Origin of the sequence: Streptomyces rhizoryzae (assembly GCF_023155275.1) — a bacterium.
Taxonomy (GTDB): domain Bacteria; phylum Actinomycetota; class Actinomycetes; order Streptomycetales; family Streptomycetaceae; genus Streptomyces; species Streptomyces rhizoryzae.
This window is the reverse complement of record NZ_JALMUV010000002.1, coordinates 168,936-185,524: the sequence shown is the minus strand read 5'-3', so window position 1 is coordinate 185,524 and position 16,589 is coordinate 168,936. Positions and strand designations below refer to the sequence as shown.

The 16,589-nt window shown below is 73.6% G+C and carries 11 protein-coding genes and 1 tRNA gene; 7 read left to right on the top strand and 5 right to left on the bottom strand.

Annotation, left to right across the window (positions count from 1 at the left end; genetic code table 11):
- Positions 1 to 103 precede the first annotated feature (103 nt).
- Together MUU72_RS02675 and pyk are read left to right on the top strand one after the other, a co-directional pair.
- On the top strand, positions 104 to 805 hold the full coding sequence (locus MUU72_RS02675) for an SIMPL domain-containing protein (RefSeq protein ID WP_248011443.1): 702 nt from the start codon (positions 104 to 106) through the stop codon (positions 803 to 805).
- Between the two features lie 145 nt (positions 806 to 950).
- Positions 951 to 2,393 carry a pyruvate kinase gene (gene pyk / locus MUU72_RS02670; RefSeq protein ID WP_248011442.1) on the top strand — a complete coding sequence of 481 codons (1,443 nt, stop codon included), beginning with the start codon at positions 951 to 953 and terminating at the stop codon, positions 2,391 to 2,393.
- Positions 2,394 to 2,465: 72 nt separating this feature from the next.
- Here pyk and MUU72_RS02665 read toward each other — a convergent pair whose 3' ends face one another.
- Positions 2,466 to 3,254 carry a helix-turn-helix domain-containing protein gene (locus tag MUU72_RS02665; protein ID WP_248011441.1) on the bottom strand — a complete coding sequence of 263 codons (789 nt, stop codon included), beginning with the start codon at positions 3,252 to 3,254 and terminating at the stop codon, positions 2,466 to 2,468.
- Between the two features lie 84 nt (positions 3,255 to 3,338).
- Positions 3,339 to 3,423 (bottom strand) — tRNA-Leu (locus MUU72_RS02660).
- A gap of 90 nt (positions 3,424 to 3,513) precedes the next feature.
- Here MUU72_RS02660 and MUU72_RS02655 point away from each other — a divergent pair.
- Complete coding sequence (locus MUU72_RS02655; RefSeq protein ID WP_248011440.1) at positions 3,514 to 4,191, top strand: ANTAR domain-containing response regulator; 678 nt, start codon at positions 3,514 to 3,516, stop codon at positions 4,189 to 4,191.
- A gap of 84 nt (positions 4,192 to 4,275) precedes the next feature.
- Here MUU72_RS02655 and MUU72_RS02650 read toward each other — a convergent pair whose 3' ends face one another.
- Positions 4,276 to 4,749, bottom strand: a complete 474-nt coding sequence (locus MUU72_RS02650; RefSeq protein WP_248011439.1) for a PaaI family thioesterase — start codon at positions 4,747 to 4,749, stop codon at positions 4,276 to 4,278.
- 155 nt (positions 4,750 to 4,904) lie between these two features.
- Positions 4,905 to 7,187, bottom strand: coding sequence for an FdhF/YdeP family oxidoreductase (locus MUU72_RS02645; RefSeq protein ID WP_248011438.1), 2,283 nt, complete (start codon positions 7,185 to 7,187; stop codon positions 4,905 to 4,907).
- A gap of 229 nt (positions 7,188 to 7,416) precedes the next feature.
- Here MUU72_RS02645 and polA point away from each other — a divergent pair, with 229 nt between their 5' ends.
- The 4 genes from polA (at position 7,417) to pgfA (ending at position 13,795) form a co-directional block, all read left to right on the top strand.
- Positions 7,417 to 10,131, top strand: coding sequence for a DNA polymerase I (gene polA / locus MUU72_RS02640; protein WP_248011437.1), 2,715 nt, complete (start codon positions 7,417 to 7,419; stop codon positions 10,129 to 10,131).
- A gap of 473 nt (positions 10,132 to 10,604) precedes the next feature.
- On the top strand, positions 10,605 to 12,437 hold the full coding sequence (locus MUU72_RS02635) for a lytic transglycosylase domain-containing protein (RefSeq protein WP_248011436.1): 1,833 nt from the start codon (positions 10,605 to 10,607) through the stop codon (positions 12,435 to 12,437).
- Between the two features lie 146 nt (positions 12,438 to 12,583).
- Complete coding sequence (locus MUU72_RS02630; protein ID WP_248011435.1) at positions 12,584 to 12,718, top strand: SPW_0924 family protein; 135 nt, start codon at positions 12,584 to 12,586, stop codon at positions 12,716 to 12,718.
- Between the two features lie 72 nt (positions 12,719 to 12,790).
- Positions 12,791 to 13,795, top strand: a complete 1,005-nt coding sequence (gene pgfA, locus MUU72_RS02625; RefSeq protein ID WP_248011571.1) for a cell envelope lipid trafficking protein PgfA — start codon at positions 12,791 to 12,793, stop codon at positions 13,793 to 13,795.
- Between the two features lie 153 nt (positions 13,796 to 13,948).
- Here the strand turns inward: pgfA and hrpB are convergent, their stop codons facing one another.
- A complete protein-coding gene (gene hrpB, locus MUU72_RS02620; protein WP_248011434.1) occupies positions 13,949 to 16,588 on the bottom strand; it encodes an ATP-dependent helicase HrpB in 2,640 nt (879 codons plus the stop codon).
- Between the last annotated feature and the right edge of the window lies 1 nt (position 16,589).

The window sequence follows — 16,589 nt, the reverse complement described above, 5'->3', positions numbered from 1 at the left end:
GGCGGGACGGCGATCCACCCACCGCCCCCGCCCGCCCCTGTGCCACCCTGCAACCCACGCACTCCGCACCCCCCGCTCCGCCCACCGCGAAAGGACCCCGCCGATGACCGACCACCCCACCCCCGCCCTGCCCTACGGCACCCCCGAAGCCCCCCGCCTCGCCGTCCGCGGCGAAGCCCGCCTCGAAGTCGACCCGGAAATCGCCCGCATCACCGTCACCCTCAGCGCCCGCGGAACCGACCGCACCACCGCACTCACCGACCTCACCCGCCGCAACGACCACGCCCTCGCCCTCATCAAGAGCTATGGCACCGCGGTCGAAGAGCTCGAAACCGGCAGCTTCACCCTCACCCCCCAACTCACCGACAAGGGCCGCCACGAACGCGTCCGCGCCTACCACGGCCGGGTCACCCTCACCGCCACCCTCAACGACTTCACCGCACTGGGCGAACTCACCACCCGCCTCGCCGACCTCGAACTCACCCGCGTCGACGGCCCCTGGTGGGCCCTACGCCCCGACTCGCCCGCCCACCGCGCCGCCCGCACCCAAGCCGTCCGCGAAGCCGTCCAGCGCGCCCGCGAATACGCCGAAGCCCTCGGCGCCGACCTCGACGCCGTCCTCGAAATCGCCGACCTCGGCGCCGAGAACCAGCCCCCCGCCTACGGCTACGGCATGCCCTCCGCCCCCGGCGGCGCCCGCGCCGCCGCCCTCGAATCCGCCCCCGCCCTCGACCTCGAACCCCGCCGCCAGACCGTCTACGCCAGCGTCAACGCCCGCTTCACCATGACCCGTCCCACCCTGTGAGAGCACCCGCGCGCAGCCGCTTTTTCTGCTCATCGGAGCGGCTTCGCGCCCATTTCAATACTTGTCAACAGCCTTTCACCAAGCGGTCGTTGAGCAGTCATGTCCCCACAGTTCCCTACCGCCGGGTAAGTCATAGGGTCGAACCATGCGCCGAGCAAAAATCGTCTGCACCCTGGGACCCGCCACCGACTCGTACGAGCAGATCAAAGCCCTCGTCGACGCCGGAATGGACATCGCCCGCTTCAACCTCAGCCACGGCACCTACGCCGAGCACGAAGCGCGTTTCGACCGGGTCCGCAAAGCCTCCGAGGAATCCCGCCGCAGCGTCGGCATCCTCGCCGACCTTCAAGGCCCGAAGATCCGCCTCGGCCGTTTCCGCGAAGGACCCGTACTTCTCGAACGCGACGACCACTTCACCATCACCGTCGAGGAGGGCGTCGAAGGGGACCGCCACGTCTGCGGCACCACCTACGCCGGCCTCGCCGCCGACGTCACCCCCGGCGAACGCATCCTCGTCGACGACGGCAAGGTGACCCTCGAAGTCACCGCCGTCGATGGCCCCCGCGTCCACACCACCGTCATCGAAGGCGGCATGGTCTCCGACCACAAGGGCCTCAACCTCCCCGGCGTCGCCGTCTCCGTCCCCGCCCTCTCCGAAAAGGACCAGGACGACCTCCGCTGGGCCCTCCGCTACGGCGCCGACGTCATCGCCCTCTCCTTCGTCCGCAGCGGCCGCGACATCACCGACGTCCACCGCATCATGCGCGAGGAGAACCGCTTCCTCCCGGTCATCGCCAAGGTGGAGAAGCCCCAGGCGGTCGAGAACATCGACGACATCGTCGCCGCCTTCGACGGCATCATGGTCGCCCGCGGCGACCTCGGCGTCGAGATGCCCCTGGAAACGGTCCCGATCGTCCAGAAGCGCGCCATCAAGCTCGCCAAGCGCAACGCCAAACCGGTCATCGTCGCCACCCAGATGCTCGACTCGATGATCGACAACTCCCGCCCCACCCGGGCCGAGGCCAGTGACGTCGCCAACGCCGTCATCGACGGCACCGACGCCGTCATGCTCTCCGGCGAGACCAGCGTCGGCAAGCACCCCGTCGAAACGGTCCGCACCATGGCCCGCATCGTCGAAGCCGCCGAGGAGGACATCCTCGCCAAGGGCCTCCCGCCACTGACCGAGCGCAGCAAGCCCCGCACCCAGGGCGGCGCCGTCGCCCGCGCCGCCGCCGAAATGGGCGACTTCCTCGGCGCCAAGTTCCTCGTCGCCTTCACCCAGTCCGGCGACACCGTCCGCCGCCTCTCCCGCTACCGCTCCCCGATCCCCCTCCTCGCCTTCACCCCCGACCCCGCCACCTGCTCCCAGCTCAACCTCACCTGGGGTGTGGAGACCTTCCTCGGCCCGACCGTCAACTCCACCGACGAGATGGTCGCGCAGGTCGACGAACAGCTCCTGCGGATCGGGCGCTGCCGGAAGGGCGATGTCGTGATCATCACCGCTGGCTCGCCGCCCGGCGTCCCCGGCTCCACCAACCTCGTCCGCGTCCACCACATCGGCGAGGACGACCTCCCGCAGCCGCGGTAACCACCCCCACCGCGCACCCCCGCACCCCCGCACCCCGAAGAGCTGGGCCGAGGTACCTGACTGCCGTCCCTGTCAGTACTTCGGCCCGATGTGTGCGTCCATGAGGGCGACGGAGGCGCGCTGGGCGACGGAGATGCTCTTCGCCGCGCGGGACTGACGGGTGTGCTTCCAGGCGACTCCGACCCTGTCCAGCGTGTCGGTGCAGAGCCGCAGGATGTCCGCGGACGTGTTGGTGAAGAAGTATCTCGGGTACTCGTAGCGCTTGCGTTCGCCGCCGACGGTCCGGGTGGTCCAGTTCGTGATCCGGCACCCGTCGGAGTGGACGAGCCCCCGGATGAACTCCCAGGGATGAGCCTCCACGATCGTTTGCTGCCACTCTTCGAGGGCGATCGGCCGCTCGTGCTTCTTGCCGGGGCCGTGTTGGGGGAACATGCACCACAAGTGCTTGGAGTAGACCTTCACGTTGTGGCAGCCCTCCCGGCTGACCCGGCATACAGAGTTCTCGGGGAAGACCGCCCGCATCGCGGCTTCGCAGCGGTCCATGAGGCCCGGCCAGTCGTTGCTACATGTGATCATGAGGCTGGGGACGCGGTGCCCGGAGTACTGGATGACGTGGCCGTCGCCGAGGTAGAGGGCCAGGAGGTAGGCGTAGGCCGCTTCGTCGAGCCCGCGGCCGTCGCAGCGAGGGCACGGGGGGTCGTGACGCCCCGGACACTCCCCGCGTTCGGCGCGGTCCATGTGCCGCCAGTAGCCGATGGTCCCGACGGGGACGCCCAGGGCCCGGGCGACGTCTGCGTTCTTCGCCCCGGCGCGGAGCCGGGCGACTGCCTGGTGTCGTACGTTCGTGTCGTGGAATCGCATACCGTCACTGTGCGTGACGGAGTGTGGCGAGGGAAAGGGTTCGTGCGAGATTTCACGAGAAGGTGAAAATCCGCTTGTTCCGGGTGCCCGGTGTGGGATTCGAACCCACATGCCCTGAAGGGCACGGCGGTTTGAGCGCCGCGTGTCTGACCAGTTCCACCAACCGGGCGAGGTGCGTACGACACCCTACCGCGTGAGTATCGGTGGCCGCCCCTAGGTAGGCTGCAAGGGCACCACCTGCCTGGAACGAGGAGTCCCCTTGAGCGCCGCCGAGCCCCAGCAGCCCGTCGCCGATGGCGACCAGTCGCATGTCCCGCCGCTGACCACGCGCGTCGTCATCGCCGAGGACGAGGCGCTGATCCGCCTCGACCTCAAGGAGATGCTGGAGGAGGAGGGCTACACCGTCGTCGGTGAGGCCGGGGACGGCCAGAAAGCCGTCGAGCTGGCCCGGGAGCACCGCCCCGACCTGGTGATCCTCGATGTGAAGATGCCGATCCTCGACGGGATCTCGGCGGCCGAGCAGATCGCCGAGGAGAGCATCGCGCCGGTGCTGATGCTGACCGCGTTCTCGCAGCGCGAGCTGGTGGAACGGGCCCGGGACGCGGGTGCGATGGCGTATCTGGTGAAGCCGTTCAGCAAGAGCGACGTCGTACCGGCGATCGAGATGGCGGTCTCGCGGTTCACCGAGCTGAAGGCGCTGGAGAAGGAGGTCGCCGACCTCAGCCAGCGGCTGGAGACGCGGAAGCTGGTGGACCGTGCGAAGAGCGTGTTGCAGACCGAGTACGGGCTGAGCGAGCCGGCCGCGTTCCGGTGGATCCAGAAGACGTCGATGGACCGGCGGCTGTCGATGCACCAGGTGGCCGAGGCGGTCATCCAGGACGCGGCGGAGCGCCAGCAGCAGAAGGAGCAGAAGAAGGAGCAGGGGAAGGGCCAGTAGCGGGGCCCGGTTCGCCGAGCGCCGGCGGTGCCCGTGGGGCACCGCCGGCGTTGTGCGTGCGCGGCGCCGGGGCGCCGGGCCGGGTCAGGCGCGGTACATGTCGGGGTCGGCGTCGCGCAGCAGGCAGGTCAGGCGCGCGCTGCACACCCGCTTGCCGTCCTCGTCGGTGATGACGATCTCGTAGGTGGCGGTGGTGCGGCCGCGGTGGACGGGGGTGGCGACGCCGGTGACCAGTCCGGAGCGGACGCCGCGGTGGTGGGTGCAGTTGAGGTCGACGCCGACGGCCGCCTTGGTGGGGCCGCCGTGCAGCATGGCGCCGACGGAGCCGAGGGTCTCGGCCAGGACGGCGGAGGCGCCGCCGTGCAGGAGGCCGTAGGGCTGGGTGTTGCCCTCGACGGGCATGGTGCCGACGACGCGTTCCGGTGCGGCCTCGGTGACCTGGACGCTCATCCGCTCGCCGAGGTGGCCGGCGGAGAACAGGGCGGGCAGGTCGATGCCGATGCCGGACCACTGGTCGAGGACTTCCTGCGGGAAGGTGGTCGTGCTCTGCTCACCCATGGACTGCTCCGTTTCGCTCGCCCTTGAACGCGCCGTGGCAGGCGCCGTCGTCAGCGCCTGTGATCGTGGTGGATCTGCGCCTGTTCCTATCAGCCCGGTGGACGGGCGGTCCGCGCGGGGTGCCCGTCCGCCGGTTGCGGCCGTGCGGCCGGCGGTCACTGCTCCCGCGCGGTCTCCAGCCGGATGACGACGGACTTCGAGGCGGGGGTGTTGCTGGTGTCGGCGGTGTGGTCGAGGGGGACCAGGACGTTGGTCTCGGGGTAGTAGGCGGCGGCGCAGCCGCGGGCGGTGGGGTAGTGGACGACGCGGAAGCCGGGGGCGCGGCGTTCGCGGCCGTCGGCCCATTCGCTGACCAGGTCGGCGTAGGTGCCGTCGGGGAAGCCGAGGCGGTGGGCGTCGTCGGGGTGGACGAGGACGACGCGGCGGCCGTTCCTGATGCCGCGGTAGCGGTCGTCGAGGCCGTAGATGGTGGTGTTGTACTGGTCGTGGGAGCGGAGGGTCTGGAGGAGGAGCCGGCCTTCGGGGAGGGTGGGGTACTCCACGGGGGCGGCGGTGAAGTTGGCCTTGCCGGTGGCGGTGGGGAAGCTGCGGCTGTCCCGGGGAGCGTGCGGGAGGGCGAAGCCTCCGGGGCGGGCGACCTTGGTGTTGAAGTCCTCGAAGCCGGGGATGACGCGGGCGATCCGGTCGCGGATGGTGCCGTAGTCGCGCTCGAAGTCCTCCCAGGGGGTGGCGCTTTCGGGGCCGAGGACGCGGCGGGCGAGGCGGGCGACGATGGCCGGTTCGGAGAGCAGCTGGGGGCCGGCCGGTTCGAGGCGGCCGCGGGAGGCGTGGACCATGCCCATGGAGTCCTCGACGGTGACGAACTGGTCGCCGCCGGCCTGGCGGTCGCGTTCGGTGCGGCCCAGGGTCGGCAGGATCAGGGCGCGGGCGCCGGTGACGGTGTGGGAGCGGTTGAGTTTGGTGGAGACGTGCACGGTGAGGCGGGCGCGGCGGATGGCGGCTTCGGTGACGTCGGTGTCGGGTGTGGCGGCGACGAAGTTGCCGCCCATGGCGAAGAAGACCTTGGCGTGGCCGTCGCGCAGGGCGCGGATGGCGCGGACGACGTCGTAGCCGTGCTCCCGGGGCGGGGCGAAGCCGAACTCCTTCTCCAGGGCGTCGAGGAAGGCCGGTGCGGGGCGTTCGAAGATGCCCATGGTGCGGTCGCCCTGGACGTTGCTGTGGCCGCGGACGGGGCAGACGCCGGCGCCGGGGCGGCCGATGTTGCCGCGCAGCAGGAGGAAGTTGACGACTTCCTGGATGGTGGGGACGGAGTGCTTGTGCTGGGTCAGGCCCATGGCCCAGCAGACGATGGTGCGTTCGGAGGCGAGGACCATGGCCAGGGCCCGTTCGATCTCCTCGCGGGTCAGGCCGGTGGCGCGCAGGGTCTCGTCCCAGTCGCCGGTGCGGGCGAGGTCGGCGAATTCCTCGAAGCCGTGGGTGTGGTCGCGGATGAAGTCCGTGTCGAGGGCGCCCTCGGTCTCCAGGATGCGGCGGTTCAGGGCGCGGAAGAGGGCCTGGTCGCCGCCGATGCGGACCTGGAGGAAGAGGTCGGTGAGGGCGGTGCCGCCGCCGGCCAGGCCGCGGGGGGTCTGCGGGTTCTTGAAGCGTTCGAGGCCGGCCTCGGGCAGCGGGTTGATGGAGATGATCTTCGCGCCGGCGGCCTTGGCCTTCTCCAGGGCGCTGAGCATCCGGGGGTGGTTGGTGCCGGGGTTCTGTCCGGCGACGATGATCAGGTCGGCGCGGTAGAGGTCGTCCAGCAGGACGCTGCCCTTGCCGACGCCGAGGGTTTCGGTCAGTGCCGAGCCGGAGGACTCGTGGCACATGTTGGAGCAGTCGGGGAGGTTGTTGGTGCCGAACTCGCGGGCGAAGAGCTGGTAGAGGAAGGCGGCTTCGTTGCTGGTGCGGCCGGAGGTGTAGAAGACGGCCTCGTCGGGGGAGGCGAGGGCGGCGAGTTCCCCGGCGATGATGTCGAAGGCGCGGTCCCAGGTGACGGGCTCGTAGTGGGTGCCGTCCTCGGGGAGGTACATGGGGTGGGTGAGGCGGCCTTGCTGGCCGAGCCAGTAGCCGCTGCGGGTGGCGAGGTCCGCGACGGGGTGGGCGGCGAAGAAGTCGGGGGTGACGCGGCGCAGGGTGGCTTCCTCGGCGACGGCCTTGGCGCCGTTCTCGCAGAATTCGGCGGTGTGCCGCTTGTCGTCCTCGGGCCAGGCGCAGCCGGGGCAGTCGAAGCCGTTCTTCTGGTTGACCCGGAGGAGGGTGAGGGCGGTGCGGCGGACGCCCATCTGCTGCTGGGAGATCTTCAGCGCGTGGGTGATGGCGGGGATGCCGACCGCGGAGTGCTGGGGGGCGCCGACCTCGGGGGCGTCCTGGACGGGGTCCGACGCGGGCGGCTTGCCTGCCATGGCGCTCTCCTCGGGTCGTGTGCCGGGCCGGGCCGCCGGGGCCGCGGCGGATCGTTGCCGTGCACATCTGGTTGCTGCGCCGTCGATCCTGTCATGGACGGAGGCGGGGGAGTAAGGGGACCGGGGGTGGCGCGCGGGGCGGGGGGCGGCGGGGCGGTGCCGTCCGCCGCGGCGGGGTTTGTCAGTGGGGCGTGGCAGGATCGGGGGCGTGGCAGGAAAGGCAGTGACAATGAGCGAAGCGACCGGCACCGAGGCGGCGGGCGGCCGTCCGCGCCTGCTCCTGATGGACGGGCATTCCATGGCATACCGGGCGTTCTTCGCCCTGCCCGTGGAGAATTTCACCACCGCGACGGGGCAACCGACCAACGCGATCTACGGCTTCGCGTCCATGCTCGCGAACACCCTGCGTGACGAGGCGCCCACGCACTTCGCGGTGGCGTTCGACGTCTCCCGCAAGACGTGGCGGTCCGAGGAGTTCCCCGACTACAAGGCGAACCGCTCCAAGGCGCCCGACGGGTTCAAGGGCCAGGTCGAGCTGATCGGCGAGCTGCTGGACGCGATGCACGTCCAGCGGTTCGCGGTGGACGGCTTCGAGGCCGACGACATCATTGCCACGCTGGCCACGCAGGCCACCGCCCTGGGCTTCGAGGTGTCGATCGTCACCGGCGACCGCGACTCCTTCCAGCTGGTCTCCGAGGACGTCACGGTCCTCTACCCCACCAAGGGCGTCTCCGAGCTGACCCGCTTCACCCCCGGGAAGGTCGCCGAGAAGTACGGCCTGACCCCTGCCCAGTACCCGGACTTCGCCGCCCTGCGCGGTGACCCGTCCGACAACCTCCCCGGCATCCCCGGCGTCGGCGAGAAGACCGCGACCAAGTGGATCAACCAGTTCGGGTCGTTCGCCGAGCTGGTGGCGCGGGCCGACGAGGTCAAGGGCAAGGCCGGGCAGAATCTCCGCGATCACCTGGAGTCGGTGAAGCTCAACCGCCGGCTGACCGAGATGGTCCGCGACGTCGAGCTGCCCTGCGGCCCCGCCGACCTCATCCGGCAGCCCTACGACCGCGAGGCCCTCAAGGTGTTCCTGAACGCCCTGGAGATCCGCAACCAGGGCCTGCGGGACCGCCTGCTGGCCGTGGACCCGGGTGCGGGGGAGAGCGAGGGGGCGGCCGAGCCCGCCCCCGGTGTCGAGGTGGACGGCACGGTCCTGCGGACCGGCGAGCTGGCCCCGTGGCTGGCCGAGCACGGCACCGGCCCGCTGGGCGTGGCCACCGTCGACGTGTGGACGCTGGGCAGCGGCAGCGTTGCCGAGGTGGCGCTGGCCGCCGGGCACGGCCCCGCCGCGTGGTTCGACCCGGCCCAGCTGGACGAGGCCGACGAGCGGGCCTTCGCCGCCTGGAGCGCCGACCCGGCGCGGCCGAAGGTGATGCACAACGCCAAGGGCCTGATGCGGGTCTTCGGTGAGCACGGCTGGCGCATCGACGGCGTCTCCATGGACACCGCCCTCGCCGCCTATCTGGTCAAGCCTGGCCGCCGCTCCTTCGCGCTGGACGCCCTGTCCATCGAGTACCTGGGCCGCGATCTGGCACCGGCCGCGGCCGGCGACGGCCAGCTGGCCTTCGGCGCGGACGAGGAGGCCGAGGCGGAGGCCCTGATGGCGCAGGCCCGTACGGTCCTGGACCTCGGGACGGCGTTCGGCACCAAGCTCGCCGAGGTCGGCGCCGCCGATCTGCTCAAGGACGTGGAGCTGCCCACCAGCGACCTGCTGGCCCGGATGGAGCGGGCCGGTATCGCCGCCGACCGCGGGTGGCTGGAGCGGATGGAGCAGCAGTTCGCCGGTGCGGTCCAGCAGGCCGTCAAGGAGGCGCACGCCGCGGCCGGCCGGGAGTTCAACCTCGGCTCGCCCAAGCAGCTCCAGGAGGTCCTCTTCGGCGAGCTGGGCCTGCCCAGGACGAAGAAGACCAAGACCGGCTACACCACCGATGCCGACGCCCTGGCCTGGCTGGCCGCCCAGACCGACAACGAACTCCCGGTGATCATGCTCCGCCACCGGGAGCAGGCCAAGCTGCGCGCCACGGTCGAGGGCCTGATCAAGTCCATCGCCGCGGACGGCCGGATCCACACCACCTTCAACCAGACCGTCGCGGCCACCGGCCGGCTGTCCTCCACCGACCCCAACCTCCAGAACATCCCGGTGCGGACGGACGAGGGCCGGGCGATCCGCCGCGGCTTCGTCGTCGGCGAGGGCTTCGAGTCGCTGCTGACCGCGGACTACAGTCAGATCGAGCTGCGGGTGATGGCACACCTGTCCGAGGACGCGGGCCTGATCGAGGCGTTCACCTCCGGTGAGGACCTGCACACCACCGTCGCCTCCCAGGTCTTCTCGGTCGCCAAGACCGACGTCGACCCGGAGATGCGCCGCAAGATCAAGGCGATGTCGTACGGCCTGGCCTACGGGCTGTCCGCGTTCGGCCTCTCCCAGCAGCTGGGGATCCAGGCCGACGAGGCCCGCAAGCTGATGGACACCTTCTTCGAGCGGTTCGGCGGGGTGCGGGACTACCTCCAGCGTGTCGTCGAGGAGGCCCGCGCCACGGGCTACACCGAGACGATCCTGGGCCGCCGCCGCTATCTGCCCGATCTCAACAGCGACAACCGCCAGCGCCGGGAGATGGCCGAGCGGATGGCGCTGAACGCCCCGATCCAGGGCACCGCCGCCGACATCGTCAAGATCGCGATGCTGCGGGTCGACGCGGCGCTGCGGGCGGCGGAGCTGTCCTCCCGGATGCTGCTCCAGGTCCACGACGAAATCGTGGTCGAGGTGGCCCCCGGCGAGCGCCCCCGGGTCGAGGAGCTGGTCCGCCGGGAGATGGCCGCGGCCGTCACCCTGCGCGCCCCGCTGGACGTCTCGGTCGGCGCGGGCAAGGACTGGGAGTCTGCGGCGCACTGACCGGCCGCCGGGGCGTGCGGCGCCGCCGTACGCCCCGGGCGCGGACCGCTGCCGGTGCCGCCGCGCCGCGCACCGGGCGGCCGGAGCCGGCGCCGCCGGGTGCCCCGGGCGAATCACCGCAGGTCACCGGCTTGCGCATAGTCGCCTTATTTTTTCGCCATTTCCGTAGGACGCCAGACGGCCACTCGCGGCCCCCGCCACGGGGGCCGCGGCCGCCAACAGGCGGGGTGGCGCCCGCCGTTCGCCGGATGCGGGGCAGCGCCGCCGCGGCGTGGCTCAGGGGGAACGGCAGCCGCCCCTCCTTGAGCGATTCGGCCATTTTGTGGCCGATGGGAGTGGTGGCCGCGCGGCCCGAGTTGTCGTAGTGTCGCCGCAGTTGACGCGCGGGGAGCGCGCTACGGCGTCGCACGCGGCGGGCCGGGAACGGCGTCGGCCGGGCGGCGGGGCAGGCCGATATGGAGGGGACACCAGGTATGGCAGCCACATTCCGGCGGCGGATCCACAGGGGAGTGGCCTCGACGGCGGTGGCGGCGCTGGCGCTGGCCGCGCTGACCGCTTCCCAGGCGCCCGGAGCGGCCGAACAGCCGGCCGCCGGCGCCCGGCCCGCGCCCGGTCCCTCCGCCGACACCCCGATCGACGGCGGCTCGCCCTTCTACACCGACCGGCCGCCCGCCAAGTCCCCCGCGCCACCGCACACTTCCGGCCACCCCGGTGACGCCGGGAAGGTGGTCCACGGCCCCTCCCAGGCGGGCATCCCGGCCACCGTGCTGGCCGCGTACAAGAACGCCGAGGCCCGGCTCCGCGACTCGACCCCGGGCTGCCGGCTCCCCTGGCAGCTGCTCGCCGCGATCGGCGAGGTGGAATCCGGCCACGCCCGCGGCGGCGCGGTCGACGCCCGGGGCACCACCCTCCGGCCGATCCTCGGCCCCCAGCTCAACGGCAACGGCTTCGCCCTCATAGCGGACACCGACGGCGGCCGCTACGACGGCGACACCACCCACGACCGCGCCGTCGGCCCGATGCAGTTCATCCCCTCCACCTGGTCGCAGGGCGGTCCCGCGGGCGCGGGCTGGGGTGCCGACGGCAACGGCGACGGCGTCAAGGACCCCAACAACGTCTTCGACGCCGCCCTCGCCGCCGGGCGCTACCTCTGCGCCAACGGCCGGGACCTGTCCGTCCAGGGCGACCTCGACCGCGCCGTGCTCGGCTACAACTACTCCGGCGAGTACCTCCGACTGGTGCTCTCCTGGTTCACGTTCTACCGGAAGGGCACGTTCGAGGTACCGGACGGCAAGGGCGTGGTCCCCGTCCGGCGCGGCGGCACGTCCGGCGCGACGGGCGGCCCCGCCGGGAAGCCCGGCCGCGGCGGTGCCACGGGGACGCCCCCGGCCGCGGACGGCAAGGGCGGCGCCTCCGGCAAGGACCCGGCGCACCGGCCGGGCACTCCGGGCGGTTCCACCACGCCCTCGCACGACGGCACCCCCGCCCCCTCCCCGAAGCCCACCCCCGACCCGAAGCCCACACCGACCCCCACCCCGAAGCCGCCCGCCGGCACCGCCCCGGTCGCCACCCTCGAAGCGGCCGGTGCCGCGGACGGCGGCACGGAGCCCCCGAAGCTGACCGCCACCGCGGGCACCGACTTCGCGACCGCACCGCGGGTCCTGGCCAAGGACGCCGACGGCAAGCCGGTGGCCGGCGCCTCCGTCCGCTTCACCCTCACCGGCGGCACCGGCACCCGCTTCCCCCGCGGCGCCACCGCGGTCACCGTCACCACCGGCAAGGACGGCCTGGCCGCCGCCCCCACGCTGCACGCCGGCGACACCCCCGGCCGGTTCACCGTCCGCGCCACCACCGCCGTCCGCGACGTCCGCCCGGTCGACTTCACCGGCACCGTCACCGCCAAGCCGGCGCCCAAGGCCGATGCGCTGGCCCGCACCTCCGACGACAAGAAGCTGACCGCGGCTGCCGGCGGCGCCTTCGCCGACGACGCCGTCCAGCTCAAGGCCACCTACCGGGGCAAGGCCGCCGCCGGCGTCCCGGTCACCGCCACCCTCGTCACCGACGACGCGAAGCAGCCCGCCGAGAACGACCGCGGCCCCTACTTCACCGACCCCGCGGCCACCGGGGACGCCAAGGGCAAGCCCGTCCGCACCCTCACCGGCCTCACCACCGACGCCAACGGCCTGCTGACCCTGCCGAAGCTCCACACCGACGCCCACCCGGGCACCTTCCGGCTCCGGCTGACCACCGCCGCCGGCGCCGTCCTGGTCGTCACCCTCACCGTGACCGCCCCGGCCGCCGCCTGAACCGCCCCGGCCCCGGCCGGACCCGCCCGCCGCCCCGCCCGCACATCCGGGCGGGGCGGCGGTGCAACGTGTTCTCATCTCGGCCGCCCGTTGCTACCGTGCCCCGTCCTGACGCTGCATCAGTTCAGCACTCCGGGAGGACGGCCATGCGCGCCCTGACAGCAGCCGCGATCGGTCTGGCCGCGGCGCTCGCCCTCATCGTCACCGTCACCGCGATCGGCGCCCCCGAGGGGCGGACCTCCCCCGAGCCCCTGCTCACCACCGTCCCCGCGCACCCCTGATGGGAGGGACGCCACGCCATGCGCCGCACCCCGCCCGGCACCGGGCCCCGCCCGCCGAAACCGCCCAAGGGCATGCGCCGCCCCGCCGGCCTCGTCCTGCTCGCCCTCGCCGTCTTCTTCACCGCGCTCTCCCCGCTGCTGCGCTGGTACGCCTTCCCCCGCCTCGCGAAAGTCCCGGCCGGCCAGTACCAGGCCATGGTCCTGGAGGCCCGGCCCGCCACGCTCCTGGACTACGGCACCATGAAGGCCCGGCAGGTCCCCCGGGTCACCATCGTGCAGACCCTCAAGGGCGACGTCGCCGCCGCCCACCGCGTGCAGCAGGCCACCGGCCGCTCCGTCGTCGTCTGGAACACGCTGTCCTACGTGGCCGGACCCGACGGCAGGATGGTCTCCCGGATCCCCGAGCGCTACGTCTTCGACGCGCACACCCAGGAGCCCGTCCACGCCACCGGGGAGGCGGTCGGGGAGACGGTCGACGGCGACCCCGTGCGCCGCACCGGCATCGAGTACAAGTGGCCGTTCCTCACCCAGAAGCGCGACTACGCCTACTTCGACCCGCAGACCCGCACCTCCGCCCCCATTCACTACAAGGGCACCCGCACCTTCCACGGCCTGGAGGTCTACTACTTCGAGCAGACCATCCCCTGGACGAGGGTCCCGCTCCCCAAGAAGATGCCGGTCCAGGGCATCACCCCGGAGACGGTCGCGAGGACGGGCACCACCCGCTGGTACTCCACCACCCGGATGTTCTGGGTCGAGCCGGTCACCGGCGCCCCCGTCAACGGCGAGGAGATCCACAAGGAGGAGCTGCGCGGCGGCCAACTGGTGCCCGGCGGCGGCAAGGTCACCGCCTTCGCCGGCCACGTGAGGATGCGCGCCGACTACGTGGACGCCACCGTGGACCTGGTGTCCTCACAGCGCACCCTGGTCCTGCTGCTCACCGGCTACCTCCCCTGGGGCTTCCTCGCCCTCGGCGCGGCGCTGCTGCTCCTCGGCCTCGTCCTCGAAGCCCGCGCCCGGCGCCCGCGCCCGGCCGCCGCACCGCCGGCCGGCGGCGATGTCAGTGGTGGACCGTAGCGTGGAGACATGACACCGGCACACCGCGCACCCCGCCCGACGAGCCTCCATCGCGCCCGCCCCGCACGGCAGTTGACGCACCCCGCCGCCCGCGCCGGGGCGGGCCCGCGGGCGCGCCCGCCCCGGCGCGGGGCCGGACCGCCAGGCGGGTCCTCACCCCCGTCGCAGCCGCGCCGAGGTGTGCCGGGTCGGCTCGGCCGCCGACGGGTCCTCCGGCCAGGGGTGCTTGGGGTAGCGGCCGCGCAGCTCGGCCCGCACGGCCCGGTAGCCGTCCCGCCAGAAGGAGGCCAGGTCCGCGGTGACCGCCGCCGGCCGCCCCGCGGGCGAGAGCAGGTGCACCAGCACCGGCACCCGCCCCCCGGCCACCCGCGGCGACTCCCGCAGACCGAACAACTCCTGGAGTTTCACCGCCAGTACGGGCTGCTCCCCGCCGTAGTCCAGCCGCACCCGCGAGCCGCTCGGCACCTCGATCCGCTCCGGCGCCAGCTCCTCGAAGCGCACGGCCTCCCCGGTCGCCCACGGCAGCAGCCGGGTCAGCGCCTGCCCCGCGTCGATCCGGGCCAGATCGGCCCGCCGCCGGGCCCGCCCCAGCTCGGTGCCCAGCCACTCCTCGACGCGCGCCAGCAGCGCCGCGTCGGAGACGTCCGGCCACGGCGCGCCCAGCTCCCGGTGGAGGAAGGCCATCCGCTGCCGCACCGCGGCCGCCGCGGCCGTCCACCGCAGCAGCCCGAGCCCGTCCCGCCGCAGTCCGTCCACGACCGCGTCCCGCACCAGCCCGGCATCCGGCTCGGCCAGCGGGCGGGCCGCCAGCTCGATCGCCCCCAGCCGGGACACCCGCCGGGCCACGACGTCCCCGTCCGCCCAGCGCACCTCCTCCCCGGTGGAGCACAGTGCCCCGGCCGCCGCCCGGGCGGTCTCCTCGTCGATCACAGCCGCCAGCCGCACCCGCGCGGACGCCGCGGCCACCGGCCGGTCCGCCACCGCGACCGCCAGCCACCCGGCCTCCCGCAGCCGCGACCCGTCCCCGGCCGGCTCCGCCCCGGTGCCGGACGCCATCAGGAAGCTCCCGGCGCCGCGCGCCCGGGCCACCCGCTCCGGGAAAGCCAGCGCCGCCACCAGCCCGGCCACCGCGTCCTCGGAGAGGGCCACCGCCCGCCCACCGGCACGGCCCGCCCGACCCTGCTCCCGGCCCTGCCCGCCATCCTGCTGCTCCGGGCCCTGGCCCTGCTGCTGCGGATCCTGCTCCGGGCCCCCGCCCGCCGCGCCGAGCCGCCGCGCCTCCTGGCGCCACCGCGCCGCGTAGCCGTCACCGCCCCGCCGCACGGAGCGCCAGGCGGCCGCCAGATCGTCCCCGTAGGACCGCGGCGGCTCCTCGCTCAGCAGCGCCACCACCTCGGCGGCCCGCCCCATCCCGACCTCGGGCGCCGCGTCCAGCAGCGCCCTGGCCAGCCGCGGATGCAGCCCGAGGCGCGCCATCCGCACGCCCCGCGCGGTCGCCCGCCCCGCGCCGTCCACCGCGCCGATCGCCGTCAGCACCTCCCGGGCCGCGGCCAGCGCCCCGGCCGGCGGCGGATCGAGCAGCGCCAGCCCGCTCGCCGACGGATCCCCCCAGCACGCCGCCTGGAGGGCGAACGGCGTCAGATCGGCGACCTTGATCTCCGGGTCCGGGAAGCGCGGCAGCCGCCCGTCCTCACCCTCCGACCAGCAGCGGTAGACCACCCCGGGCCCCTGCCGCCCGGCCCGCCCGGCCCGCTGCCGCGCGGCCGCCCGCGAGGCCCGTACGGTCGTCAGCGCGCTCAGCCCGCGCGCGTGGTCCATCCGGGGCACCCGCGCCAGCCCGCTGTCCACGACCACCCGCACCCCGGGCACGGTCAGGCTGGACTCCGCCACCGAGGTCGCCAGCACGACCCGCCGGGCCCCGCCCCCGCCGGCCAGCACCGCGTCCTGCACCTCGGCCGGCGCCCGCCCGTGCACCTGCAGTACCTCGGCGTCCGCATCCGCCAGCTGCCCCGCCACCCGCGCGATCTCCCCGACGCCGGGCAGGAAGCACAGCACGTCACCGGAGCGCTCGCGCAGCGCCCGCCGCACCACCGCGGCGACGTGCGCCAGCAGCGCCGGATCCACCCGCGTCCCGTGCGGGGGCGCGACCGGGCGCTCCGGCGGCGCCCACACCACCTCCACCGGGTGCGAGACCCCCTCCGCCGCCACCACCGGCGCCGGTTCCCCGCCGCCGCCCAGCAGCCGCGCCCACCCCTGGGCGTCGGTCGTCGCGGAGGCCGCCAGCAGCCGCAGCTCCGGCCGCAGCGCCGCCCGTACGTCCAGCAGGAAGGCCGCGCAGGTATCGGCGTCCAGATGCCGCTCGTGGCACTCGTCCAGCACCACGACGTCCACACCGGCCAGCTCCGGATCGCGTTGCAGACGCTGCAGCAGCACGCCGGTGGTCACCACCTCCACCGCCGTACGGGGCCCGGCCCGCCGCTCGCCGCGGACGGTGAAGCCGACCCGGCCGCCCACCCGCTCGCCCAGCAGCCAGGCCATCCGGCGGGCCGCCGCCCGGGCCGCGATCCGGCGCGGTTCGGCGACGAGCACCCGCCGCCGGGGGCCCGAGCCGGTCAGCCCGGCCAGCTCCAGCGGCACCAGGGTCGTCTTGCCGGTGCCCGGCGGCGCGCACAGCACCGCGGTCCCGGCCGTGTCGAGGGCGGCGCGCAGCGCGGGCAGTACGGTGCGGACGGGCAGCCGGTCCAGGGCGCCGGCGGGCGTGTCCGCGGGCGGGGAGGAGGGGAGGGAGCTCACC

Bases quoted from the DNA above. Each gene is read 5' to 3' on its own strand.
- MUU72_RS02675 (WP_248011443.1), top strand. From the start codon at position 104: ATGACCGACCACCCCACCCCCGCCCTGCCCTACGGCACCCCCGAAGCC.
- pyk (WP_248011442.1), top strand. From the start codon at position 951: ATGCGCCGAGCAAAAATCGTCTGCACCCTGGGACCCGCCACCGACTCG.
- MUU72_RS02665 (WP_248011441.1), bottom strand. From the start codon at position 3,254: ATGCGATTCCACGACACGAACGTACGACACCAGGCAGTCGCCCGGCTC.
- MUU72_RS02650 (WP_248011439.1), bottom strand. From the start codon at position 4,749: ATGGGTGAGCAGAGCACGACCACCTTCCCGCAGGAAGTCCTCGACCAG.
- MUU72_RS02645 (WP_248011438.1), bottom strand. From the start codon at position 7,187: ATGGCAGGCAAGCCGCCCGCGTCGGACCCCGTCCAGGACGCCCCCGAG.
- polA (WP_248011437.1), top strand. From the start codon at position 7,417: ATGAGCGAAGCGACCGGCACCGAGGCGGCGGGCGGCCGTCCGCGCCTG.
- MUU72_RS02635 (WP_248011436.1), top strand. From the start codon at position 10,605: ATGGCAGCCACATTCCGGCGGCGGATCCACAGGGGAGTGGCCTCGACG.
- MUU72_RS02630 (WP_248011435.1), top strand. From the start codon at position 12,584: ATGCGCGCCCTGACAGCAGCCGCGATCGGTCTGGCCGCGGCGCTCGCC.
- pgfA (WP_248011571.1), top strand. From the start codon at position 12,791: ATGCGCCGCCCCGCCGGCCTCGTCCTGCTCGCCCTCGCCGTCTTCTTC.